This is a genomic window from Sphingorhabdus profundilacus, assembly GCF_009769755.1.
Lineage (GTDB): Bacteria > Pseudomonadota > Alphaproteobacteria > Sphingomonadales > Sphingomonadaceae > Sphingorhabdus_B > Sphingorhabdus_B profundilacus.
Window position 1 is genome coordinate 1,105,113 of sequence record NZ_SDWJ01000001.1, and the last position, 23,783, is coordinate 1,128,895.

Consider the following 23,783-nt stretch of genomic DNA (forward strand, 5'->3'; position numbering starts at 1 on the left):
TAGACCCTAAAGAAGGCGAAGCTTACATTCCGCCATGAGCCAGTGCCGCAAGCAAGAGCAAGGCCACGATATTTGTGATCTTGATCATCGGGTTCACCGCAGGTCCCGCCGTGTCCTTATAAGGATCGCCCACGGTATCGCCTGTGACCGCCGCCTTGTGCGCGTCCGATCCCTTGCCACCATGGTTGCCGTCCTCAATGAACTTCTTGGCATTATCCCATGCACCGCCACCCGAAGTCATCGAGATCGCAACGAACAATCCACCGACGATCACACCCAGAAGCAATGCGCCTAAAGCAGCGAAGCCTTCGGCTTGTCCAGCCACGGCCGTGATGATGAAATACACCGCAATGGGCGTCAGAACCGGCAACAAGGATGGAATAATCATTTCCTTGATAGCGGCCTTGGTCACCAAATCGACAGTGCGGGCATAATTGGGTTTTGACGCATAGGTCATGATGCCGGGGTCGTTTGCGAACTGGTCGCGCACATCCTTTACCACTTCACCAGCAGCACGGCCCACCGCAGTCATGCCCATCGCTCCAAAGAGGTACGGCAGAAGCGCGCCGAGCAGCAGGCCGACGATGACATAGGGGTTTTCAAGACTGAAATTGACCGTCAATTGAGGGAAAAATTCCCTTAGGTCGGTGGTATAGCATGCAAATAACACTAATGCAGCCAAACCGGCCGAACCGATGGCATAGCCTTTGGTAACAGCCTTTGTCGTATTGCCAACAGCGTCAAGCAGGTCGGTCTTTTCCCGGACGGAATCATCAAGACCCGCCATTTCGGCAATACCACCTGCGTTATCCGTCACAGGACCATAGGCATCAAGCGCCACGACCATACCAGCCAAAGCCAACATGGCAGTTGCGGCGAACGCAATGCCGATAACGCCAGCCAGCTGGAACGCGATTATGATACCGGCACAGATGACGATAGTTGGCATCGCAGTCGATTCAAGGCTGATCGCCAGGCCTTGGATGACGTTGGTCCCGTGACCGGTTTCAGATGCCTTTGCGATTGACCGTACCGGCCGATAATTGGTTCCGGTATAATATTCGGTAATCCAGATTATCAAACCGGTAACAACCAAACCCAGCAGCGAACAATAGAACAAGGTTCGTCCGGTAAATCCGCCAACATCGGTTTCCATGCCGCCCAAGGCATAGCTGATTGCCATCCATATCGCGGGAACAGACAGAATTGCCGTCACCAGAAAGCCTTTATACATGGCCCCCATGACATTGGTTCCATTGCCCAGACGGACAAAATAAGTGCCGATAATCGATGTTACTACACATACTCCGCCAATCAGGAGCGGGAGGGTCATCAGGTTCAAGAACAAGCCAGCATCGGTGACGCCCTTCACCAACAATGCGATCAAAACCATTGTGGCACCGACGGTGACAACATAGGTTTCGAACAAGTCAGCGGCCATACCGGCGCAATCGCCAACATTGTCGCCCACATTGTCTGCAATAACCGCAGGGTTCCGTGGGTCATCCTCTGGTATTCCAGCCTCAACCTTGCCGACAAGGTCGGCACCCACGTCGGCGGCTTTTGTAAAGATACCGCCGCCCAAACGTGCGAAGATCGAAATCAACGAAGCGCCGAAAGCAAGCGCGACCAGCGCATCGACAACCGCACGGTCATTTGGTGCAAACCCACGGATGTCGGTCAGGTACCAAAAGAACACCGCAATTGCGAGAAGGGCCAGACCGGCAACGAGCATGCCGGTGATTGCCCCGGCGCGAAACGCCATGGTCAAGCCTGCCTGCAAGCCGGTTTGGGCCGCCGCAGCTGTCCGGACGTTGGCACGGACCGAGATATTCATCCCGATATAACCGGCAACGCCCGACAGAACGGCACCAATCACGAAGCCGATCGTGGGAATAATCCCAAGAAACAGCGCGACCAAAATGGCAACAACAACACCTACAATTGCGATTGTGCGATATTGACGCCCAAGATAGGCCTGTGCACCCTCTTGTATGGCGGCGGCGATCTCTTGCATTTTTTCATTGCCAGCCGATGCGCTAAGCACCTGGCGGCTGGTTACAAAACCGTACACGACGGCAAGCAACCCGCATAATATTGCGATTATTGTCAGAGACATGAAATGTCCTCTCCCCTTTAGTTTTGCTATTACAGCATAGAATGGCATCCTCCTCCCGAAAGATGCAAGCTGCAAAGCTATAGGGCGACGACAAGCGACAACGCAACCCTTAAAAAACGTCCTTTTCCAGCCGATTAGGCCGTGAACGCAAAATCACTGATGCTGATATCCCAGTGTTGCGGGACGCGGTAATGCTTTGTCCCCATCAAACAATATCAGGCCAGCGCCTTGGGTGACGCACCCGATTGCTTGTGCTGCGACGGGAATCTGTATTTCGGGCGATATGGCAAAAAGCAGTTGGTAATCATCCCCCCAGCTTGCGGCCTGCAACCGGCTTTCCAGCGCATCTCCGCGATAGTTGATATAAGCAGGTGAGAGCGGTATTTTCGACAGATCGATGGCTATTCCCATTTTGCTGGCATTTGCCAGCCGTTCGGCGTCAAGCAGCAATCCATCGGACACATCCATCATCGCATGGACCAACGGCGCCAGTAACTGTCCTTCGGCTAGACGCGGCTCTGGGCGGTTGTAAGCAGTGGCCAGCGGGCCGACTTCGTCAAAGCCGGCTTCGATCAATTCAAAGCCTGCCAATGCATCACCTAGCGTTCCTGTCACATAGACAAGATCACCGGGCATCGCACCGCCGCGCGAAGGAACCGGCGCGCATGTCGCAGCGCCAATAGCTGTGAGCCCCAAGGCCCGCTTGTCGCCCCGGTTTGCAACGGTATCCCCGCCCAGCAAAGCGACCCCAAAATGGCTAAGCGCTTTATGTAAACCCACTGCAAATGCCCGGTCCCACGAATCCTCACCCAACATAAAGCCCAGCAACACACCCAAAGGACGTGCGCCCTTGGCCGCGAGGTCTGAGAGATTTGAAGCCACCAACTTCCAAGCGACATCGGCCGGATCGGCACTTGGCAACCAGTGGACATCTTCTGCCATCATGTCGTGGGTCAGAATTAGGTTTTCCGAACCCAGGCTGATCACCGCACAATCGTCCAGCAAATCCCGCGCCGCAGGGTCTGTCGCCATTGCGCGCATTAGGCCGATGAAGGTGGATTCGGAGGTCATGGCCGAACATTAGCCCAAGCTGCATTGATCCAGAACTGGTTTCAGCGCGGCACATTGCACCGCGACTTCGCGCAAATTATCCGCGAACGTCTTTTGCCACCGCGTCGAGCAAGCCGTTGACGAACTTTGCATCCTTCTTGTCAAAAAAGGCATGGGCAACGTCCATATATTCGTCGATAACCGCGCCCGTGGGGATGTCGGCGCGGGCAATCAGCTCATAGGTGCCGCAACGCAAAATCTGAAGCATCGTCTTGTCGAGCCGTCCCATTTTCCACATTTCGCCCAGTTTGCCTTCAACCAAAGCATCGATTTCCGCGCGCCGCGCATTCACGCCAGCCACAACGTCATCGAAAAAATCAACCTCGGCATCCGCATATTGCGCGTCTTCGATCTCGGCACCTAGCCGGTGGGCGTGAAATTCGTCGAGCAGGCGGGCCAACCCGACTTTTTCCATATCCATTTGATACAAAGCCTGCACAGCGGCCAGACGCGCAGCCGAGCGGGATTTGGAATTGCGGGATTTCATAATCTTTTCCTGACGCTGGCGGCATGTGCGGGTAAGCCTTCGGCATCGGCCAAGGTTGCGGCCGCCGGGCCAATAGCTTTGATGGATTGGGTATCGAGCGCGATGAAACTGGTGCGCTTCATAAAATCGAGCACCGATAAACCGGATGAAAAACGCGCACGGCGACCCGTCGGAAGAACATGGTTGGGACCTGCCACATAATCACCAATCGCTTCGGGTGTCATACGGCCGAGGAAGACTGATCCTGCATGGCGAACCAGATTAAAAAGCGTTTCGGCGCGGACATCATCGACGGCAAGTTCAAGATGCTCGGCAGCCAAACGGTTCACGAGCGGCATTGCGTCTTCAAGATTTTTGACAATGATGATCGCACCATTGGCCGACCAGCTTTGCTTCGCCACTGCGCCGGTTGCCAATCCAGCGATTTGAGCATCGACCGCCAGAGCGACCTTATCCGCAAAGGTGGCGTTGTCGGTGAACAATATGGATTGGCTCGTTGGATCATGCTCTGCTTGGCTGAGCAGATCGGCCGCGATCCATTCGGCTTTATTTTTGGCGTCGGCGACCACGACAATTTCCGATGGACCGGCGACCATGTCGATGCCGACCACGCCGTATAACTGCCGCTTGGCCTCCGCCACCCATGCGTTACCTGGGCCAGTGATTACGTCGACAGGCCGGATCCGGTCCGTGCCATAGGCAAGTGCGGCAATAGCCTGCGCCCCGCCGACACGCCATATCTCATCCACACCGGCCAAATGCGCCGCCGCCATCACTGTGGGATTTACTTCACCACCGGGCGTTGGCGTCACCATGACGAGGCGCGCGACACCTGCGACCTTGGCGGGAATGGCGTTCATCAACACAGAGGACGGATAGGCCGCGCGACCACCGGGCACATAGACACCCGCCGCATCCACAGCCGACCAGCGCGCGCCAAGGCGAACGCCCGCCTTATCGGTATAGTCGCGGTCCTTGGGCAATTGTGCCTTATGATATGCTCTTATGCGCTTGGCCGCCAGTTTCAGGGCGTCACGCAAATCGGGCGCGAGGCCGTCAAATGCGGCCTTGCACGTGGCGGCATCGACTTGCCAGCCTTCTTTGTTCAAATCGAACCCGTCGAAGCGCTGGGTCAACTCAAGCAGCGTCACGTCGCCCCTTGTCCGCACATTGCGGATCGTCTGCTCGACGATGCTCGAAACGTCGGAATCAGTTTCACGCCGGTCGTTGACCAGCGCGTCAAAGGCTTCGTCGAAGCCCTTGGCCGAGGAATCAAGCAGCCGCACGGTCGCCTGACAATAACCGGAAGCGTTCAACCAACGCAGGCAAAGTCCCGCTCATCATCTTGAAAGCAGCCCTGTTGACGATCAGCCGGGCAGAAACCTGTGAAATGATATCTGTTTCAACAAGGCCATTTTCCGCCAATGTCTTGCCCGACGACACAAGGTCGACAATCCGCCCTGAAAGACCGAGCGAAGGCGCAAGCTCCATCGCTCCGTTCAGCTTCACACATTCGGCCTGGATGCCCTGCGTCTGGTAATAGCGACTTGTCGTTGTCGGATATTTGGTGGCGACGCGGATATGCCCGCCATTGGCCGAATCCGACGCGTCTGCCGGCATGGCGACCGATATCCGGCAGCGACCGATACCCAGATCAACGGGTGCATAGAGTTCGGAATAGTCGAACTCGTCAATTACATCGGAACCGACAATGCCAATATGCGCCGCGCCATGGGCAACAAAGGTCGCCACGTCAAAAGCGCGCACGCGAATGATGCTCAAGTGCGGGTTATTCGTGGCGAACAGCAGCGCCCGGCTGCTGTCGTCGAAAAAGGCAGATTCCGGCTCGATACCCGCGCTCTGCATCAGCGGCAGCGCTTCGTCCAAAATCCGTCCCTTGGGGATTGCAAAGATGATGCGTTCGGTCACAATGGGCGCGCTTTAGGGGCCGCAGGCGGAAAGGGCAATATGGCAGACTCATTCGGTATCGGTGTCATGGATGATCAGCGGGTCGCCGAAGGCATCAAGGTGCAAGCAGAACATTGCCGCCGAAACGGTGCGCCGGTCACCGCGCGTATCGTTGAAGCGCAGTTGGCATTGATGGCAGGCGACACCTTATGCGGCAAACGCATCGCGCATTGGCCGGGCTTGCCCTTGGAGGATGCACTGCCCTTGCGGCTTGCCGGTGGTTTCCACCATCTGCTGCTAACCCACACGGATTCACGCCTTTTGCCTGTCTATAGCGGAGATGTTTCAAATCAGGCGGAGGTCGACGCCATCGTTGTGGCTGTCACCAGCGATCATGATCAGCGGCTGTTGCCGTGGCTGGATGGGCCGCCGCAAACGAACGAGGCCGGAAGATCGGCCAGCTTCATGGCAGGCTTGCTCTGGCTATCGGACAAAGTCGGGTCACGTTTCGAACTCAACGAGATAGGCGCGAGCGCTGGCATCAACACGATGATGGAACGCTACCATTATGATCTGGGTGGTGTTGAGACCGGACCGGAAACCTCACCAATGCGAATCAAACCGGAATGGCGGGGCCCACCGCCGCCCAAGGCAGAGGTTGAAATTATGCATATATCGGGCTGTGACCAATCCCCCGTTGACCTGTCCGATCCCGACGCCGCGTTACGTGTCAAAAGCTATGTTTGGCCGGAAAATGCCGGAAGGCTCGAACGCAAGGACGCTGCCATCCTACTCGCCGCCCAGAAACGACCGGATATTGTCAAAGCCGATGCGCTGGACTGGGTTCTGGAAAGGCTATCGACTCCTCAGGATGCCGGTGTCGTCCGCGTTTTCAATCACAGCATTGTCTGGCAATATATTCCCGCCGAACGCCGCGCCGCCATAACAGACGCGATTGAAACGCATGGGCGTAATGCATCAGCCGAACGCCCGCTCGTCTGGATGATGCTGGAAACAAACCGCGAAACCTTCAAGCATGAACTGCACATTCGCTATTGGCCTGGGCCGCCCCGGTGGCATCTGCTCGCCGAAGCGCAAGCCCACGGCACATGGGTCGAATGGCTGGCGGGGCAGACTTAGGATCAGGACCTAAGCTAAAAACCGTTCCATTGCGGCAATCACAGCCTCGGGTTTTTCCCAGATCACGAAATGGCCGCAATCATATACCGGCTCCACCACAACAGCGGGGACAAGCTTTTCAATTCCATCTATGTTGCTTGCGGGCAAAGCTAGGTCGTCCATGGCCCACACGACGAGCGTGGGAATGGTCAATTGCGGAAACTCGCCAGCAGCAAAGGCAGGTATTTCCGCATCTTCATCCATTGCCGGGACATAAAGCGCCGATGCACGGTACCAGTTGAGCATTCCGATACAAGCGTCGCGATCCTCCCAGTCGGAAAGCAACGCTGCGCGTTCAGTAGGTTCCATGGCACTCGGTTTATCCCATTTGATCGTTTCCAGCAGCAATCCGGTAAGCCCCTTTTCGCGCACCAGCGCATCATTGGCATGGTCGCGAAAGGCACGAATATACTGGCTCGACGCGCGCTGGTTCATATCGCTAATCAAAAGACGCTGGAACAAATAAGGGTGCGGTGCATTGGCAATGATCGCACGCGAAACACGTCCTGCCCAAGCCGGGTTAAACGCACCCATTTGGCCGTTCAGCGCGACACTCCATGCAATCGCACCGCCCCAATCATGTCCGGCGATGATAAAATTCTGTACATCCAAGGCATCGGCAAGCGCAAAAATATCGGCAGTCAGCTTGTCCGCCGTGTAGGCATCAACATCTTGCGGTTTTGAAGTACCGCGATACCCGCGCTGATCAGGCGCAATACAATAATATCGGTCAGCAAATGCCGCCATCTGGTGTCGCCATGTACGGTGCGATTCAGGAAAGCCGTGCAGAAAGATAATGGCGGGATTATCTGGGTTTCCGGCGGTATAGGCGTCCATTTCGATACCGGTCGAAAGCGACAGGCGACGGTGGGAGAATTCGGTCATTCGGGTTCTAACCTTATGGAAGCGATGGAAAATCGCCACCGCAATTTCTTCTGAAACAGAATTACATCCAATTTGATTGTAAAAAATCCGCAATCACTCACTTCGTGTGAGGGGAATTTCCGGAATGGGAATGGATTCCTTGTCGTCGCCCGGCACCAGAGGAAAATGCCCCGCTTTCCAATCCGATTTAGCCTGATTGATGCGATCACGCGAAGAGGACACAAAATTCCACCAGACATGGCGCGGGGTCGCGAAAGCCTCTCCGCCCAAAAGCATGACCCGGCAATCGCTTTCCGCCCGCAAAGTCATCGTTTGACCCGGCTGCAATACATATAGATTATGTGGGTCCAGCACTTCCCTGTCCAGACTTGCCGATCCCATGGCGACAAGAACAGCACGCTCATCCGCGTCGGCATCAATCGGAATTGTTGCACCGGCATTCATCAATATATCTGCGTAAATGGTTTGGGCATGTTGGGTCGTGGGTGCCGTCACACCCCACAGCGACCCCATGATAACCCGTGCCGAAACATTTCCAGCTTCAATCAACGGCAATTCTTCTTTGGCCACATGTTCAAACGCAGGATCAATTTCCTCTTTGCCATCGGGCAAGGCAAGCCATGTCTGCATGCCCGATATCGGCGATCCTGCTGCTCGTTCTGCCGAGGGTGTCCTTTCGCTATGTACAATACCTTTGCCGGCAGTCATCAAATTAAGAGCGCCTGGCCGGATCGTCGCATAGGTACCCAGACTGTCGCGATGATCGATCGCCCCTTCAAACAGATAGGTTACGGTCGCAAGATTGATATGTGGATGCGGACGAACATCCATTCCGCTCCCTATAACAAAATGGGCGGGGCCGAATTGATCGACAAAAATGAAAGGGCCGACCATAGTCCGCGCCTTGCTAGGCAAAGTGCGGCGTACTTCAAAAGCGCCCAGGTCGTGCGTAGTGGGGGTGATGATCATCATCCGCAAACGATGCTGCCGCCTGCCACAAATTGTCAAGTCAGGAACGACGTCAATCTTCGTACCGGCTTTCCTCACGCAATTTCAAACCCGCCGTTTGCAACGGCGTTACAGCTTCGGCAAAAACCTTCGGCGTCATGCCGGTGTAGCGGCGAAACTCTCTGTTCATATGGGACTGATCATAATAACGAAGTGCGCCAAGCTCCAGTTCGGTGGGGCTGCTGAAACCGCGCATGGCAGTGGCAGAATCCAGAAACCGGCTCCGGCGTAAAATGGCCTTTGGCGTCAAACCAAATGCCGCAAGGCATCGCCGTTCCAATTGACGGGCGGAGAGACCGACTTGTGATGCGGCCTCCTCGATTCGAATTGTGCTATCAGTACGGGCGATTATCTCAAACTGCGCCATTTGCCTGTCTGCCTCGCACGGCTGAAACAAAGCAAGCCGTTTACGGATCGCGTTTTCCATCGCTTGCAACTGCCCTGCGTCATCCTCCGCTTTTGCGACATCATCGAACATAATATCCGCCAATACGCCCCAAAGCTGTTGTAAAGGCAACATCTTGTCCGCGACTGTTTGATGGGATTCAGGGAAAAGTGCGTGCCAGCCACTGGGGCGGATCGCAAAGCCCGTGACCGCAAAACCGCCCTTGACCCGCACCTTGAAAGGCTGGCTGTTCGCGCCGAAAAATACGGTTTTACCCGCGGTACCCCATTCGCCCGGCCCGGTTTCCGCAGACCAATCTCCACGTAACAGGCACCTGACAAACGCCGTTTCTGCCAACAAAAAATCTTCGACTATTGCATTTTCGGGTAAGGGTGCTTCGAACACATAGAATCTTCGGATATAGGGTGCCAGATCAGCCGATGGCCGATAGGTGCGCGACAGCATCACTTCCCCCATTTCTCCGGATGCGACCCAAATAGGCTATGCCCACTTTCCCGGTGGGATAAGATTAGTGCATGAAAGCCTTGTCAGGCAAGGGTTTTCCCAGGTCGTTCATTGGACCTGCATCCCCACCCCTTGCCCCCACACATTTATTCGCCGGGCACGGTGGCCTTTATAGCCAATGCGTGAACACGTTCGCCCGGGATATCCCCTAACGCCTTGTTCACCATCCGCTGGCGTGTCACACGGTTTAAGCCTGCAAAGGCGATACTTTCAATTTCAACGGTAAAGTGCGATTCCCCCGACCCGTCATCGCCGCTATGGCCATGATGTTTTGCGCTATCGTTGATAACAGCAAGGCGCGATGGGGCAAACGCTGCCGTCAGCAACGCTTCCATTTCAAGTTGGGCCGGACCTTTTTTCATTTGAAGCCCTTCCCATATGTCACGTTTTTCGCCAAGGAAAATCATGGCGTCCGACCGACCTAATGACAGATTCCATGGCCGTGTGCGCGGGTCGCGGCGGGCCTGCGCCTTTCCCGGGTGCCGGGAAACTGGGGAATTTAGGGCTCCCGATCCGCTAGGACAGGCCGCATCGTCCAATGGCCCGGGCGACTATCAGTTTCTATGCCTCGACCATGTCCGCGAATTCAATGCCGGGTATAACTGGTTCGATGGCATGACCATGGAAGAAATCATGGCCGCGCAAAGCCCGTTGAATCTCTGGCCTTCCGAAACGCGGGCATTCGGCGCCAATGGCGGTGTCGATTCGCCCCCAAAATGGGCAGACTTTAAAGATCCGCTCGACGCCATTTCCGCTCGATTTAGGGAAAGAATGCCCAAGGAACGGACCGACGGCCAGATCCTCTCGCCGCAGGACCGCACCGCGCTAAAGACGCTAGGGCTTGGCGTAGATGCCGACCGTCGCGCATTACGCACCGCCTATTCCGAAAAGGTGCGCGCTTTCCACCCTGACAAAAATGGCGGGAACCGGTCCTATGAAAAGGCTTTGCAAGACGTGATTGCGGCCTATACGCACCTTAAAACATCTCCCGCATTTTTATGAAGAGACACGGAATGACTGACATCCCCAATATCCAGCCTGACAGCCGCGATGCCACCATCCTTGCTGCACCTGACAAAAGCATCAGCGTGCGTGACATGTTCGGCATTGACGTGGATATGGAATGCCCCGCCTTTTCGATCGCGGATGAACGGGTCCCCGATACAGATGACAGCTATGTGTTCGACCCCGACACGACTTTGGCAATATTGGCGGGATTCGCGCACAACCGGCGTGTCATGGTGCAAGGCTATCATGGGACCGGAAAATCAACCCATATCGAACAGGTTGCCGCCCGCCTGAAATGGCCGTGCATCCGGATTAACCTCGACGCGCATATCAGCCGTATCGACCTGATTGGCCGTGACGCCATAGTATTGCGCGACGGACAACAGGTCACCGAGTTTCGCGAAGGATTGCTGCCTTGGGCGCTCCAGACACCGACCGCGCTGGTATTTGACGAATATGATGCCGGTCGGCCCGACGTGATGTTTGTGATCCAGCGGGTTTTGGAAACCGAGGGCAAGTTGACGCTGCTCGACCAGAATCGCGTCATCCGTCCGAACCCTTTTTTCCGCTTGTTTGCCACGGCCAACACCGTTGGTCTTGGCGATACCAGCGGTCTGTATCACGGCACGCAGGCGATTAACCAGGGTCAGATGGACCGTTGGAACATCGTTGTCGGCCTCAACTATCTGCCCGCGCAGGTTGAAAGTGAAATCGTGCTCGCCAAGGCATCGGGCACTGATGCCGCCAGCGTTGCCAATATGGTCAAGGTTGCCGATCTTACGCGACAAGGCTTTATCAACGGCGATATATCCACGGTGATGAGCCCGCGTACTGTAATCACCTGGGCCCAAAACACCGCCATTTTCAAGGATGTCGGCTTCGCGTTCCGCCTGTCGTTCCTGAACAAATGCGATGAAGCTGAACGCGCACTGGTCGCCGAATATTACCAGCGCGTTTTCGGCAAGGATTTGCCGGAAAGCGTGGTTGGAAAATCTGGCTAAGCTATGGGGTATTTCCCCCGACCGTTACTTCAGGAACATGATATGAAACGCCTTGTCCTCATCATCGCCCTTATTTTCGCTGCCGCCCCGGCATTTGCGGCATTGAAACCCGGTGCGCGCACAACGGACTTCACGACGCAGGCTGTTCTGGCAGGCGATACCTATACCTATAATCTCAAAAAGGCACTGAAACGGGGGCCGGTCGTCCTTTACTTCTATCCCAAGGCTTTCACCTCGGGCTGCACCGTTGAGGCACATGAATTTTCAGAAGCTGCCGATGATTTTGCCGCTTATGGAGCATCGATCATCGGAATGTCCGCCGATAAGATCGATACGCTGAAGAAATTTTCCGTCGAAGCCTGCCGGAATAAATTCACCGTGGGTGTGGCATCCAAACCGGTTATCAAAGCCTATAATGTCAGCCTGCCTGTCATGGGCGGATCGAACCGCACGACTTATGTTATCGCGCCGGATGGGAACATTCTCTTTGCCTATTCGGAACTGGGCGTCAAAGGCCATGTTTCTGGCGCTTTGAAGGCGGTGAAAGATTGGCGCGCGGCAAATCCCAAAGGAAATTGATGCAGCGTTTGTTGGCCATTCTATTTGTTCCGCTGGTGCTTTCCGGCTGCAGCGTGGCCGTCCAATATGGAGATATTCCGCATAGCCAGCTGGCCGAGAGTCCCCGCTGTAATCCTGACAAAAGCGATGCAAGCGCTGTCGCTGGCAAAGACTATTTCGCGGTAACAAGCCGCCTGCCCGATTGTCTTGGTGACAATGTGTCGTTGACAAATCACCGCACAGACCGGGTCCGATATGCGCGTTTTGCGCCACCCCGGATGATCAAGCCTGCCAAGGGAAAAGAGCAGACGATTGTGCCGCTTGCGTTCCAGCCTGAATCGGACTGGTGGGACGGACTGCGGGATGCGGCCAATCTTCGTAAAGGGCGCGTGCTCCTATATGTGCATGGCTATCGCGAAACATTTCCTTCCACTGCGAAAGATACTGTGCAGATTACTTCACTCTCGCAATTTGACGGCCCGATCATCCAGTATAGCTGGCCATCACAGGGCAATTTGCTGAGTTATGCTGTGGATGAGACCAATATGTATTGGGACGAACGAAATTTTCGTAATTTCCTGACCAAATTGGCGCGGCAACAATGGGTGAAGGAAATTGTCATCGTCTCCCATTCGCTTGGCGCCCGTCTGGTTATCCCGGCGGTGGAATATGTGGACCGGACCTCAACCAACGCCGATTCCAGTAATATTTCCAATATCATATTGGCATCACCTGACGTTGATCGTGAAGATTTTGAGCGCGATATCGCCGAAGAGGTTCTGGCTGCGCGGCGTGTGAATAATGACCGGCGCATTACCGTTTACGCATCTCTTAATGACAAGGCGTTGGCGGTGTCGCGTGCGTTACACGGCTATCCTCGCCTTGGCTCACCTTACTGTTTCAATCCATTTGAAGCCAGGGAGCTGATCGCCAAGGGCATTCCGGCGCGATGCTTTGCGACAAAAACCAAATATGAAACGCAGCCCAGTAAAACCGGTTTCACCGTCGTCGATACGACAGATGTCACCAGCGGAGGTAGCGGACATAGCGATTATTTACGTAGTATAGCCGTCTGCCGTGATTTCGCTGCAACCGTCAATGGTGCGCGTGAAAATGCCGACCGCATAGCCACGCAAAACGCGCATGTGTTCAGATTGCAACCCAGCGGAAAAGTGACCAAGGAACAGGTGGCGGCTGCATGTAAATGGGCGGTTGAATAATGGCAGGCGAATCCCCGTTGGAACAATTCAAGCAGGTGCTGACTGGTACAGCCCGCGCCATTGCCCATGAACCCGAGGTAGAACTGGCCTTCACCGCCGACGCGCCTTCGCAATCGGGCAAGAATTTTAAAGTGCCAATGCCTGGCCGCCTTTTACCGCCCGATCAAGTCGCCGAGGCACGGGGTTTTGCCGACAGTTTTGCGCTCAAATTGAAACATCACAATGCGTCCCGTCATGCCGCACTCCGCCCATCCGAAGCAATTGCTGGGGCCGCCTTTGACGCCGTTGAAAATGCCCGTGTCGAAGCACTGGGTTCGCGCAATATGGCTGGTGTCGCAGCCAATCTTGCCCATTCGCTTGACCTGAAACTCCGCACCGACCCGATCAGCCGCGCACAATCGGCAGACGAAGTACCGATCTCTACGGCGCTGTCGCTGATCGTGCGCGAACGCCTGACCGGCACTGCGGTGCCCGAAAGTGCCGCTGCGGGTGTCGACATGTTACGCGGCTGGATCGAGGACAAGGCCGGTAGCGATCTGGACGCACTCGGCCTTGCACTCGACGACCAATCGGCTTTTGCCGCTCTGACGCAAAGCATGTTGGAGCATCTCAATCTCACCGAAGGTGATATCGACCCGTCCGATGCCGACGACGGCGGAGATGATTCAGACGAGCAACAAGAGCAAGACGGGGAAAGCGAAGACGACGGCGAAGGTGAAGCCGGTCAATCCGAAGCCCGCGCGCAGCCCCAAGATGGCGAAGGCGAAGAGACCGAGGCCGACTATGACGGCGAAGACATGGACGACCAAGATAGCGCCGACGGTGAAATGGGCGACGACGGCATGCAGCCCGTTACCCCGCAGCGGCGCAACTGGGACCATTTGCCGCAAAGCGACTATAAAATCTGGTCGACCAAATATGACGAGACGATCACCGCGACCGAACTGGCCGACGAAGAAGAGTTGAACCGCCTTCGCGCTTATCTCGATCAGCAATTGTCCAACCTGCAATCGGTGGTCACCAAACTCGCCAACCGGCTGCAGCGCCGCTTGATGGCGCAGCAGAACCGCAGTTGGGATTTCGATCAGGAAGAAGGCATGCTGGACGCCGCGCGGCTGGCGCGCGTTGTTGTGTCCCCGGGAAGCTCGCTTTCATACAAGGTGGAGCGCGAAACCGATTTCCGCGACACGGTCGTGACCCTGTTGCTCGACAATAGCGGTTCGATGCGTGGCCGCCCGATCAGCATTGCGGCGATCAGCGCTGATATCTTGGCGCGCACACTTGAACGCTGCGGTGTGAAAACGGAGATATTGGGCTTTACAACTCGCGCCTGGAAAGGCGGACAGGCGCGCGAAGACTGGCTTGCATCCGGTCGTTCGCCCATGCCGGGTCGTCTGAATGACCTGCGACATATCATCTACAAAAAGGCCGATGAGCCTTGGCGGCACGCGAAGCGCAATCTCGGCCTGATGATGCGCGAGGGGTTGTTAAAGGAAAATATCGACGGCGAGGCTTTGCTCTGGGCGCATAACCGCCTCATTGCTCGGGCAGAAGACCGCCGCATATTGATGGTGATCTCCGACGGTGCGCCAGTCGACGACAGCACCCTGTCGGTCAACCATGGCGGCTATCTCGAACAACATCTACGCAAGGTCATCGAAATGATCGAAACCCGCTCGCCCGTTCAACTGGTCGCCATCGGCATCGGCCATGACGTGACGCGCTATTACAAACGCGCTGTGACCATCATGGACGCCGAACAACTGGGCGGGACGATGATCGAGCAACTGGCAGGCTTGTTTGACGAGGAGTGAGTTTGACAGATCATATATAATATGATTAAGTATGATCATGTCCAAACTTGAACGCATTACCGTCACCATGCCTGAAGAAATGGCCGCCAGAATGCGAGCCGCTGTCGAATCGGGTGAATACGCCACCACGAGCGAAATCGTCCGCGAGGCGTTGCGTGATTGGCAAGAGTATCAGGAAAGGCGACTGTTAAAACTTGAAAAACTGCGCGATCTAATTGCCGAAGGTGAAAGAGGTCCATATCGGTCGGCGACCGAAGTGCTTGATGAACTTGAAGCGAAATACCTCAAGATAGCTGAATTGACGAAAAACTCCGCTGCATGATTGAACTTGTAATTTCCAATAGCGCAGAAAATGACATTGATTCCATCGCAGCCTACATCGCCCAGGACAATCCGACACGTGCCGTGACGTTCATTGCGGAAATACGAGCAAAATTCCTCGAAATTGCAGAGCGTCCGAACAGTTTTCCGGAAAAGGCGTTGTGGCGCAAGGGTAAACGTTCAGCCATAACTGGTAAATACCACATCATATTTGAAATCAAGCCAACGGTCATTGAAATCGATCGAATCTTGCATGGCGCAAGAAACATCCCGGAAATTTTATAGATATGAACGTAACCGAAGCCGTCGCGACCCGCCGTTCGATCCGGCAGTTCCTGCATACACCCGTGCCACAAGATGTCCTCCAGCGTGTGCTTCAAAAGGCACAGCGGTCACCTTCGGGCGGCAATACGCAGCCGTGGAACGCGGTCATCCTGACCGGACAGCCGCTAACGGACCTGACCGCCAAGATCAAAGCCAAGGCAGCGACCGCGCCTTTGGGTGAAGGGCACGAATATGACATCTACCCCAAGGGGCTGGAGGGCCGTTATGAGGATCAGCGCCGCGGTGTCGGCAAGGCGATGTTCGATGCCCTCGGCCTTGCACGCGAAGATGGCGCTGGCCGTGTCGCGCAGATGATGAAAAACTGGGACAGCTTTGATGCGCCCGTACAACTGTTCACCTACACCCGCAAATATATGGGGCCACCCCAATGGTCGGACATGGGCATGTGGTTACAGACCGTGATGTTGCTGCTGCGTGAAGAAGGCCTCGACAGTTGCGCGCAGGAAATCTGGGCTATGTACGGCACCTATATGCGCGAATTGCTGAACATCGATGATGACCATATCTTCTTCTGCGGCATGGCCATAGGATATCGCGACCCCGACGCACCGGTGAATGGCTTCACGGTTCCACGCGTGGAAATCGATCAAGCAATCCGCTGGGAAGGGTTTTAGGATAATTACACGTCATGCTGAACTTGTTTCAGCATCCATCGTGCAACCGAGAGCGGAGAGTTGCGAGGCGAAATGGACCCTGAAACAAGTTCAGGGTGACGGTGGCTTGACCTATTCGCGTAATTCCAGCATCGCCACCCCATGACCGAATTACGCCTCTTCAACAGCCTGACCCGGCAACTTGAACCCTTTGTTCCCATCCATCCCGGCGAGGCGCGCGTCTACACTTGCGGCCCCACGGTCTATAACTATCCCCATATCGGCAATATGCGGGCTTATGTCTTCGCGGATACGTTGGGCCGCGTGCTTTCTTACAAAGGCTATAAGCTCACCCATGTCATCAACATCACCGATGTCGGCCATCTGACCGATGACGCCGATGCGGGTGAAGACAAGATGGAAAAGATGGCGGCCGAAAAAGCACAATCCATCTGGGATATCGCAAAGCATTATACCGAAGCCTATTGGGAAGACATCAGGGCACTCAATATCCGCCAACCGGCGCATTGGTCGATTGCTACCGACTATGTTCCCGCGATGATCGAGTTCGCGAAAAGCATAGCGGACAAGCATTGCTACGAACTGGAAAGCGGCCTCTATTTCGATACATCAACGGTCGCCAATTACGGCGCGCTGGCGCGGGCCAAAACCGAAGATGGAGAAGGCCGGATCGAACAAGTCGACGGCAAACGTCACGCCGCCGACTTTGCCATCTGGCGCAAGACGCCCGCCGGGGAATCGCGGCAGATGGAATGGGACAGCCCCTGGGGCAAAGGCGCGCCGGGCTGGCATCTGGAATGCTCGGTTATGTCCGAAGCTCTTCTAGGCCTGCCCTTTGACATTCACACCGGCGGCATCGACCACCGCGAAATCCACCACCCCAATGAAATTGCCCAAAACCAGGCGCGGTGCGGCGGCGACCATAGCGGTGCAAGGATCTGGATGCACAATAACTTCCTGATCGAACGCAGCGGCAAGATGAGTAAGTCATCGGGCGAGTTTTTGCGTGTGCAATTGCTGATCGACAAGGGCTTCCACCCCCTCGCCTATCGTTTGATGTGCTTACAGGCGCACTACCGCAGCGAATTAGAGTTTAGCTGGGAAGGGTTGCAAGCGGCGTTTGTGCGGTTGAAGCGGATGGTGATGGGGGTTGAGCAATTACGATCTAGCACTTCCCAACCCGCCACCAAGCCGGGAGAATGGTGGTTTGAAAGACTTTCGGCTTTTGACGATTCAGTCTTGGATGATCTAAATACTCCGAAGGCCCTCATTTGGATTGACGACGTATTAGGGCTAAAAAATGTCAACTCAGGCGAGCGGCTGGCCGTGATTAAAGATATGGACGCTGTCTTGGGCCTCAACCTTTTGATGCTCAACCGCCAAGACCTCCGCGTTCGCCCCAAATCCACACTCATCACCGAGGAGGAAATCGAAGCCGCCCTCACCACCCGCAAAGAAGCCCGGGCGGCCAAGGACTTCGCCCGCTCTGACGCGATCCGCGATGACCTGATTGCAAAGGGCGTGGAAGTTATGGACGGCGACCCCCTCGGATGGGATTGGAAGCTGGATATATGATGCTGAAGATTGCATGGCTTGTTCTTGCTGCGGTGCATGCCACGCCCGCCCTCGCATTTTTCAGGCCGGCTACTCTCACAACATTGTATCGCCTAGACAACTCCAATCCGCTTTTCCTCTTAATGCACCACCGCGCCGCGTTGTTCGTTGCAGTATTCGCACTCTGCCTTTGGTCGGCGTTCGACAGCCAACCACGGCGTGCCGCCGTGGTGGTGACCGGTATTAGCATGCTCTCCTTTCTTGCACTCTATTTCCTGAATGATAGCCCAAAACCGTTGAAGACCATTGCAATGGTCGATCTGGTGGGCATCCCGTTCCTTTTCTTCGTGGCATGGAAGGCTTTCTGGCGTTGACCAAAACCAAACTCGTAATGGCGGGCCTCGTCCGTCCATTGATTGAACCCCGCCTCCCTGAATGGGTGGAGCCGCACTGGTTCATGTCCAAAGACGAGGCATTGGAATTGGCGCCAATGGCCGAAATCGGATGGTTTGACATGTATGACAAGGCCGATATGGCCGCTGTTATCGGGGCCGCCACGCAGATGAAATGGCTCAATTCCATCTATGCCGGTGTCGATGGCATGCCTTTGGCCCAACTGAAAAAGCAAGGCTGCGTGGTCACCAACGGCGCGGGGATCAATGCGATTACCATCGCTGAATATGTTGTGATGGGAATGCTGACCATGGCGAAGGGTTATCGGGAGGTCGTGCGCGCGCAGGAGCGGCACGAGTGGCTGCAGGACTCGCCGGGCAAGGTTGAACTTTACGGCTCCAAGGCTTTGCTGCTGGGCTATGGAGCGATCGGCAAGCTAATCGAGGAGCGGCTTAAACCCTTTGGCGTCGATGTCACCATCGTTCGCCGAACCCCTGGACGGACCAGCCTTGCGCCCGACGCGTGGCGGGCGCGTTTGGGCGAATTTGACTGGGTTATACTCGCCGTTCCTGCAACCGCAGAAACCGACGATATGATCGGCGCAGACGAGTTAGCGACTATGAAACAGAGTGCCGTGCTCATCAACATCGCGCGGGGTTCGGTCGTCGAACAGGAAGCGCTGGTAAACGCGCTTCGCGACAAGCAAATTGGCGGCGCTTTTCTGGATGTCACAACACCCGAACCCCTGCCCGCCGACCATCCCTTGTGGACGCTCGACAATGCCCACATCACCATGCACCTTTCGGGGCGGGCGCAGGACAAGATGTTTATCCGTTCCGCGACCCGTTTCTTTGAAAATCTCGACCGGTACCGAAAGGGCGAGAAACTGGAACCTCTTGTCAATCTGGATCTAGGATATTGAATATGGCGCATAACCCGGCTGAAATCTGGCATAAGGTTGCCCTGTCACGCGATGTCGATGCGATTGCCGCGATCCTGCATGACGACTGCATATTTGAAAGCCCTGTGGTGCATACACCACAATTGGGCAAGGCGATTACCGCCAAATATCTGGCCGCCGCCGGACATACGCTTGGCAACAGCGATTTTGCCTATGTCGGGGAATGGCACCGGGAAAATTCGGCCATATTGGAATTTCAGACGGTCATCGATGGGATTGCGATCAACGGCATCGATATGATCAGTTGTGACGACGACGGTCTTATCACCCATTTCAAGGTCATGGTCCGCCCGTTGAAGGCAATGAACATGCTCCATCAGAAAATGGGCGAGATGCTGATGAAGATGTCCGGGTGACCCCGATTACCTTGGACCATTTTGATGTCGCCTTGTTTCTGCGCGACTATTGGCAAAAAAAGCCGCTATTGATCCGCAATCCCTGGTCGCAGTGGATCAACCCGCTTGACCCCGACGAACTGGCTGGACTGGCCTGTGAACCAGAGGTGGAGTCCCGACTTGTCATCGGTGCACAAGGCAGTTGGGCCGTCGAACATGGCCCCTTGGCAGAGGCGCGTTTTGCCAAATTGGGTCAGGAACCGTCGACATTGCTGGTGCAGGCGGTCGATCATCATGTGCCACAGGTGGCCGAACTGATCGCACCTTTCCGGTTCATTCCCGACTGGCGGATTGACGATATCATGGTCAGCTATGCCACCGATGGCGGCGGCGTGGGTCCGCATTTCGACCAATATGATGTGTTCCTAATTCAAGGAAATGGACGTCGTCGCTGGCGCGTGGGGCAGTTGTGCGATGCTGACAGCCCCCTATTGCCACATGAGGATTTGCGATTGCTGGCGAATTTCGACGCCACTGACGAATGGCTGCTGGAACCCGGCGACATATTATATGTGCCGCCACGCATCGCGCATGATGGGGTTGCAGTCGGGGACGACTGCATGACATATTCAGTCGGTTTTCGCGCGCCATCACGCAGCGAGCTAATTGCCCATTATGTCGATGATATGGTTGCCGCAATGGACGATGACGACCGCTATTGCGACCCTGAACTGGCGCAACAGTCCAACCCGGGTGAAATATCGGCCAAGGCATTGGCAACCCTGCATCATATGGTTTGCGCTACTCTGGCCGACCCCCAACGCTTTGCCCGCTGGTTCGGGGAATATAGCACAACGCCTAAATATCCGGAGGTTGATTGGACCCCGGACGAGCCCGTCAGTATCGAAGAAGTCCGTCTGCACCTTGCCAATGGCACGACGCTGGTACGAAACCCGGCCAGCCGTTTTTCCTTCATACAAGCGGGTACCGGCGTCGATCTGTTCGTCGACGGTCGCAGTTTCCCATGCCGAGACGAGTGCGAGGCATTTGCCCGAAAAATCTGCGCGGAAAGCCGTTTGGTGCCGGGCGTCCTATTGTCACGGCCTGATTCTGTCCATTTATTGGTTATGCAATTGGCCAATCATGGGGCAATTGCGTTCGAGCAGGATGACTGAAAAGATTGTGCGAACACGGCTCAGCATTTGTAACAAAAAGGTCCGTTATCAGAACGAACGGGATGCTTTGGCTGTTGCCGTGCGCGCCGACATCCTATTGCATCCATATCGATGTGACCGCTGTCACAAATTTCACCTCACAAGCAGGACAAAGGGCAAAAGACTGGTCAGGCCGGATCGCCAACCTCCCGCCATGTCCCTTGCGCCAATCCTTCGACCGTCCAATCACCGATTGCCCAACGAACCAGCCGCAGGGTTGGTAAGCCAACCGCTGCCGTCATCCGCCGCACCTGCCGGTTGCGGCCTTCCTGAATAGTAAGGCGCATCCAATGATCGGGTACGGTCTTGCGAAATCGCACCGGCGGATCGCGGGGCCATAGATCGGGGGGTGCAATGGACTCTGCCTCGGCCGGTAATGTCATCCCGTCGTTCAGCATAATTCCGGCACGCAACGCCGCCAATGCCGCGTCGGTTATCGTTCCTTCGACCTGCACCAGATAGCTTTTCGGCATTTTAAAGCGAGGGTCAGAAATACGGGCCTGCAACCGCCCGTCATCGGTCAGCAGCATCAGCCCCTCGCTGTCCATATCCAGCCGTCCCGCAGGATACACATCTGGCACATCGACAAAAGCCGATAAAGTTGGGCGCGGTGATCCAACGGTGCCCTTGTCCGTAAACTGCGGTAAAACACCAAATGGTTTATTGAACAAGATCAGTCGGGTCATAGCCGCTATATCATATCCCAATTCCGATCCTGACTCCGTTCAACCCGTAATTTCCGAACCCCCATTGCATTGCCTCCGTCCTTTCCCGACGGACACTCAGCGGGTTCAATTTCAGACTATAACCTGCCCACCCAGCGCAACAATCCTGTTCGATGGAATGTGAAAGAATTCTGCCGGATTATAGGCATTACGCTGTAAAAAGATCAAAATAATATCCTGCCAAAAAGGCAATCCTTCGTCTTTGGATGCAGACAGCACACTTCGACCGACAAAATAACTTGTTTTCATCTCGTTCAGCGGGGCATCGGATTTGGGAATGGCCCTTGCCAATGCTTGCGGAACATCAGGGGCATCCATAAATCCGTAACGCAGCGTAACGCGTGCAAAATTGGCATCAACTTTTTCATACTTAGCGCGTTCTTCCTCCGGTACATGGGGTACGCCTGCAGTTTTGACATTAAGAACCACATTACGTTCATGTAAAACCTTATTATGTTTAAGATTGTGTAAAATGGTGCTGGGGACGCCGTCTGGATTGGCGGTCAAATAAACTGCCATTCCTTCGACCCGTGCGACCTCGCTGTTGGTCAGCGATTTGCTGAGTTCGGCCAAAGTGATCACACTTTCATTTTCTTTAATATCAATAAGTCTTTTGCCGCGAACCCATATCCAGATGACAAGACAGATTAGCGAACCGACCGCAAGCGGGACCCAGCCGCCATCGACAACCCGCAAAATGTTCGCGCCAAAGAATATGAGGTCGATCACAAGAAAAGGTAACATGACCAGCATGGATTTCGGCAGACTCCAGTTCCAAAGTTTATGGACCACAACAAACGCAAGACAGGTCGTAACCACCATCGTTCCGGTTACGGCGATGCCATAGGCAGACGCCATCGCTGACGAATTGCCGAACTGCACAACCAATAGCCATACGCCTAACAACAGCAGCCAGTTAATCGCCGGAATATAGATTTGTCCGGCGCTGCCCGGCGATGTCTGCACGATTTTCATTCGTGGCAGAAGGCCAAGCTGGATCGCTTGTTGAGTCAAGGAATACGCCCCCGTTATAACAGCTTGGCTGGCGATGATCGTTGCCAAACCGGCCAGAATTATCATCGGCAAACGAAAGGATTCCGGGCACATCAGAAAAAACCAGTCTTGCGTTTCCAATGGCACTCCCGCTAAACGCGCCCGTTCTAATGCGGCCATCGCAAACGCGCCTTGACCAAAATAGTTCAGGCTTAACGCCGGAAACACCAGCAGGAACCAACTCAAGCGAATTGGGAAGCGGCCAAAATGCCCCATATCAGCAGTCAGTGCCTCTGCACCCGTTACCGTTAAAAACACCGACCCCAGAACAATTAGCCCAATCATTCCGTTGCTGGCAAGAAAACTGACGGCATGATGTGGCGACAAAGCCGCAATTATCCCAGGATAATCCGAAATATGCATCACTCCGAGCCCCCCTATTGCAAGGAACCAGATCACGCAAATGGGACCAAATAATTTCGAAACCAACGCCGTACCGCGATATTGGATCGCAAAGAGCAGCACCAGAATAACGATTGTTATGCTGACAATTGTCTGTTGCGAAATGCCACTTCCGATACCTGGTATTGTCTTCGTACCTTCAACCGCCGATAGAACGGACAAAGCCGGAGTGATGATTGCATCACCGTAGAACAGAGATGCGCCGACGGCTCCAAGTGCAAGCACCACACCAGTTCGGCCGCCGGTGCCACGGCCCGCTAGAGCCAAAAGAGCCAAAACACCGCCCTCACCGTCATTGTCCGCGCGCATCAAAAAGATAACATATTTGACCGTCACGACCAAAATGAGAGACCACAATGCCAAGCTTAATACGCCAAAAATGGCTGCTTCCTCGATGCCGCCCATTGGCGCGCTGTGGTGCAATGCTTCGCGGAACGCATAGAGCGGGCTGGTTCCGATATCGCCGAAGACCACACCAATCGCGCCTATTGTAAGTGCGGAAAGGGAATGTTTATGAATGAGCTGAGAATTAACTGAACCCGAATGCACATTTTGCATGACCGGAAACCTCTATTGTTGGGCGGCGGCAAATACTCCTCTTGTTTTGCAATGCAATAGAAATTTCATAAATTTTTAACTTATATATTTGAGTGGCTTAT

25 protein-coding genes are annotated in these 23,783 nt (G+C 55.0%); 14 read left to right on the plus strand and 11 right to left on the minus strand.

What is annotated here, in order from left to right:
- Positions 1-22: 22 nt before the first annotated feature.
- The 5 genes from EUU23_RS05120 to hisG form a co-directional block, all read right to left on the minus strand.
- Positions 23-2,119, minus strand: coding sequence for a sodium-translocating pyrophosphatase (locus EUU23_RS05120; RefSeq protein WP_160352990.1), 2,097 nt, complete (start codon positions 2,117-2,119; stop codon positions 23-25).
- A 153-nt stretch (positions 2,120-2,272) separates the two neighbouring features.
- Positions 2,273-3,190, minus strand: a complete 918-nt coding sequence (gene thiL / locus EUU23_RS05125; RefSeq protein WP_160352991.1) for a thiamine-phosphate kinase — start codon at positions 3,188-3,190, stop codon at positions 2,273-2,275.
- 76 nt (positions 3,191-3,266) lie between these two features.
- Positions 3,267-3,716 (minus strand): transcription antitermination factor NusB, encoded by a 450-nt coding sequence (gene nusB, locus EUU23_RS05130; RefSeq protein ID WP_160352992.1) that lies wholly within the window; start codon positions 3,714-3,716, stop codon positions 3,267-3,269.
- Positions 3,713-5,002 carry a histidinol dehydrogenase gene (gene hisD, locus EUU23_RS05135; protein WP_160353552.1) on the minus strand — a complete coding sequence of 430 codons (1,290 nt, stop codon included), beginning with the start codon at positions 5,000-5,002 and terminating at the stop codon, positions 3,713-3,715. Before hisD ends, nusB begins: the two co-directional genes overlap by 4 nt.
- Entirely contained in the window at positions 4,989-5,645 is a 657-nt protein-coding gene (hisG, locus tag EUU23_RS05140; protein WP_160352993.1) for an ATP phosphoribosyltransferase, read from the minus strand. Before hisG ends, hisD begins: the two co-directional genes overlap by 14 nt.
- Positions 5,646-5,684: 39 nt before the next feature.
- Between hisG and EUU23_RS05145 the strand changes: the two genes are divergently transcribed.
- Positions 5,685-6,764 carry a DUF2332 domain-containing protein gene (locus EUU23_RS05145; protein ID WP_246156107.1) on the plus strand — a complete coding sequence of 360 codons (1,080 nt, stop codon included), beginning with the start codon at positions 5,685-5,687 and terminating at the stop codon, positions 6,762-6,764.
- Between the two features lie 9 nt (positions 6,765-6,773).
- On the opposite strand, the gene EUU23_RS05150 is transcribed toward EUU23_RS05145, so the two are convergent.
- The 4 genes from EUU23_RS05150 to EUU23_RS05165 form a co-directional block, all read right to left on the minus strand.
- The gene (locus tag EUU23_RS05150; RefSeq protein ID WP_160352994.1) at positions 6,774-7,688 is read right to left on the minus strand and encodes an alpha/beta fold hydrolase; all 915 of its coding nucleotides are present in this window, start codon (positions 7,686-7,688) and stop codon (positions 6,774-6,776) included.
- A 93-nt stretch (positions 7,689-7,781) separates the two neighbouring features.
- Positions 7,782-8,660 carry a pirin family protein gene (locus EUU23_RS05155; RefSeq protein WP_160352995.1) on the minus strand — a complete coding sequence of 293 codons (879 nt, stop codon included), beginning with the start codon at positions 8,658-8,660 and terminating at the stop codon, positions 7,782-7,784.
- 49 nt (positions 8,661-8,709) lie between these two features.
- A complete protein-coding gene (locus EUU23_RS05160) occupies positions 8,710-9,546 on the minus strand; it encodes a helix-turn-helix domain-containing protein (RefSeq protein WP_160352996.1) in 837 nt (278 codons plus the stop codon).
- A 146-nt stretch (positions 9,547-9,692) separates the two neighbouring features.
- Positions 9,693-9,968: a BolA family protein gene (locus EUU23_RS05165; protein ID WP_160352997.1), complete on the minus strand. Its 276-nt coding sequence runs from the start codon at positions 9,966-9,968 to the stop codon at positions 9,693-9,695.
- 43 nt (positions 9,969-10,011) lie between these two features.
- Between EUU23_RS05165 and EUU23_RS05170 the strand changes: the two genes are divergently transcribed.
- The 13 genes from EUU23_RS05170 (at position 10,012) to EUU23_RS05230 (ending at position 20,905) form a co-directional block, all read left to right on the plus strand.
- Positions 10,012-10,608: a J domain-containing protein gene (locus EUU23_RS05170; protein ID WP_160352998.1), complete on the plus strand. Its 597-nt coding sequence runs from the start codon at positions 10,012-10,014 to the stop codon at positions 10,606-10,608.
- Between the two features lie 11 nt (positions 10,609-10,619).
- Positions 10,620-11,615 (plus strand): cobaltochelatase subunit CobS, encoded by a 996-nt coding sequence (gene cobS, locus EUU23_RS05175; protein ID WP_160352999.1) that lies wholly within the window; start codon positions 10,620-10,622, stop codon positions 11,613-11,615.
- Between the two features lie 42 nt (positions 11,616-11,657).
- A complete protein-coding gene (locus tag EUU23_RS05180; RefSeq protein ID WP_160353000.1) occupies positions 11,658-12,194 on the plus strand; it encodes a peroxiredoxin in 537 nt (178 codons plus the stop codon).
- Positions 12,194-13,393 (plus strand): alpha/beta hydrolase, encoded by a 1,200-nt coding sequence (locus EUU23_RS05185; RefSeq protein WP_160353001.1) that lies wholly within the window; start codon positions 12,194-12,196, stop codon positions 13,391-13,393. The genes EUU23_RS05180 and EUU23_RS05185 overlap by 1 nt, the downstream gene beginning before the upstream one ends.
- Positions 13,393-15,207, plus strand: coding sequence for a cobaltochelatase subunit CobT (cobT, locus tag EUU23_RS05190; protein WP_160353002.1), 1,815 nt, complete (start codon positions 13,393-13,395; stop codon positions 15,205-15,207). Before EUU23_RS05185 ends, cobT begins: the two co-directional genes overlap by 1 nt.
- Positions 15,208-15,244: 37 nt before the next feature.
- Positions 15,245-15,529, plus strand: coding sequence for a ribbon-helix-helix domain-containing protein (locus tag EUU23_RS05195; protein WP_160353003.1), 285 nt, complete (start codon positions 15,245-15,247; stop codon positions 15,527-15,529).
- The gene (locus tag EUU23_RS05200) at positions 15,526-15,813 is read left to right on the plus strand and encodes a type II toxin-antitoxin system RelE/ParE family toxin (RefSeq protein WP_160353004.1); all 288 of its coding nucleotides are present in this window, start codon (positions 15,526-15,528) and stop codon (positions 15,811-15,813) included. Before EUU23_RS05195 ends, EUU23_RS05200 begins: the two co-directional genes overlap by 4 nt.
- A 2-nt stretch (positions 15,814-15,815) precedes the next feature.
- On the plus strand, positions 15,816-16,487 hold the full coding sequence (locus EUU23_RS05205) for a nitroreductase (RefSeq protein ID WP_160353005.1): 672 nt from the start codon (positions 15,816-15,818) through the stop codon (positions 16,485-16,487).
- A gap of 141 nt (positions 16,488-16,628) precedes the next feature.
- Positions 16,629-18,062: a cysteine--tRNA ligase gene (gene cysS, locus EUU23_RS05210; protein ID WP_160353006.1), complete on the plus strand. Its 1,434-nt coding sequence runs from the start codon at positions 16,629-16,631 to the stop codon at positions 18,060-18,062.
- A complete protein-coding gene (locus tag EUU23_RS05215; protein ID WP_160353007.1) occupies positions 18,059-18,415 on the plus strand; it encodes a hypothetical protein in 357 nt (118 codons plus the stop codon). The genes cysS and EUU23_RS05215 overlap by 4 nt, the downstream gene beginning before the upstream one ends.
- A complete protein-coding gene (locus EUU23_RS05220; protein WP_160353008.1) occupies positions 18,412-19,356 on the plus strand; it encodes a D-2-hydroxyacid dehydrogenase in 945 nt (314 codons plus the stop codon). Before EUU23_RS05215 ends, EUU23_RS05220 begins: the two co-directional genes overlap by 4 nt.
- Before the next feature lie 2 nt (positions 19,357-19,358).
- Positions 19,359-19,751, plus strand: coding sequence for a nuclear transport factor 2 family protein (locus EUU23_RS05225; RefSeq protein WP_160353009.1), 393 nt, complete (start codon positions 19,359-19,361; stop codon positions 19,749-19,751).
- Between the two features lie 5 nt (positions 19,752-19,756).
- The gene (locus tag EUU23_RS05230; RefSeq protein WP_160353554.1) at positions 19,757-20,905 is read left to right on the plus strand and encodes a JmjC domain-containing protein; all 1,149 of its coding nucleotides are present in this window, start codon (positions 19,757-19,759) and stop codon (positions 20,903-20,905) included.
- A 167-nt stretch (positions 20,906-21,072) separates the two neighbouring features.
- On the opposite strand, the gene EUU23_RS05235 is transcribed toward EUU23_RS05230, so the two are convergent.
- Both EUU23_RS05235 and EUU23_RS05240 read right to left on the minus strand, forming a co-directional pair.
- Positions 21,073-21,630 carry a pseudouridine synthase gene (locus tag EUU23_RS05235; protein WP_160353010.1) on the minus strand — a complete coding sequence of 186 codons (558 nt, stop codon included), beginning with the start codon at positions 21,628-21,630 and terminating at the stop codon, positions 21,073-21,075.
- Between the two features lie 111 nt (positions 21,631-21,741).
- Complete coding sequence (locus tag EUU23_RS05240; RefSeq protein ID WP_160353011.1) at positions 21,742-23,682, minus strand: potassium transporter Kup; 1,941 nt, start codon at positions 23,680-23,682, stop codon at positions 21,742-21,744.
- Positions 23,683-23,783 lie beyond the last annotated feature (101 nt).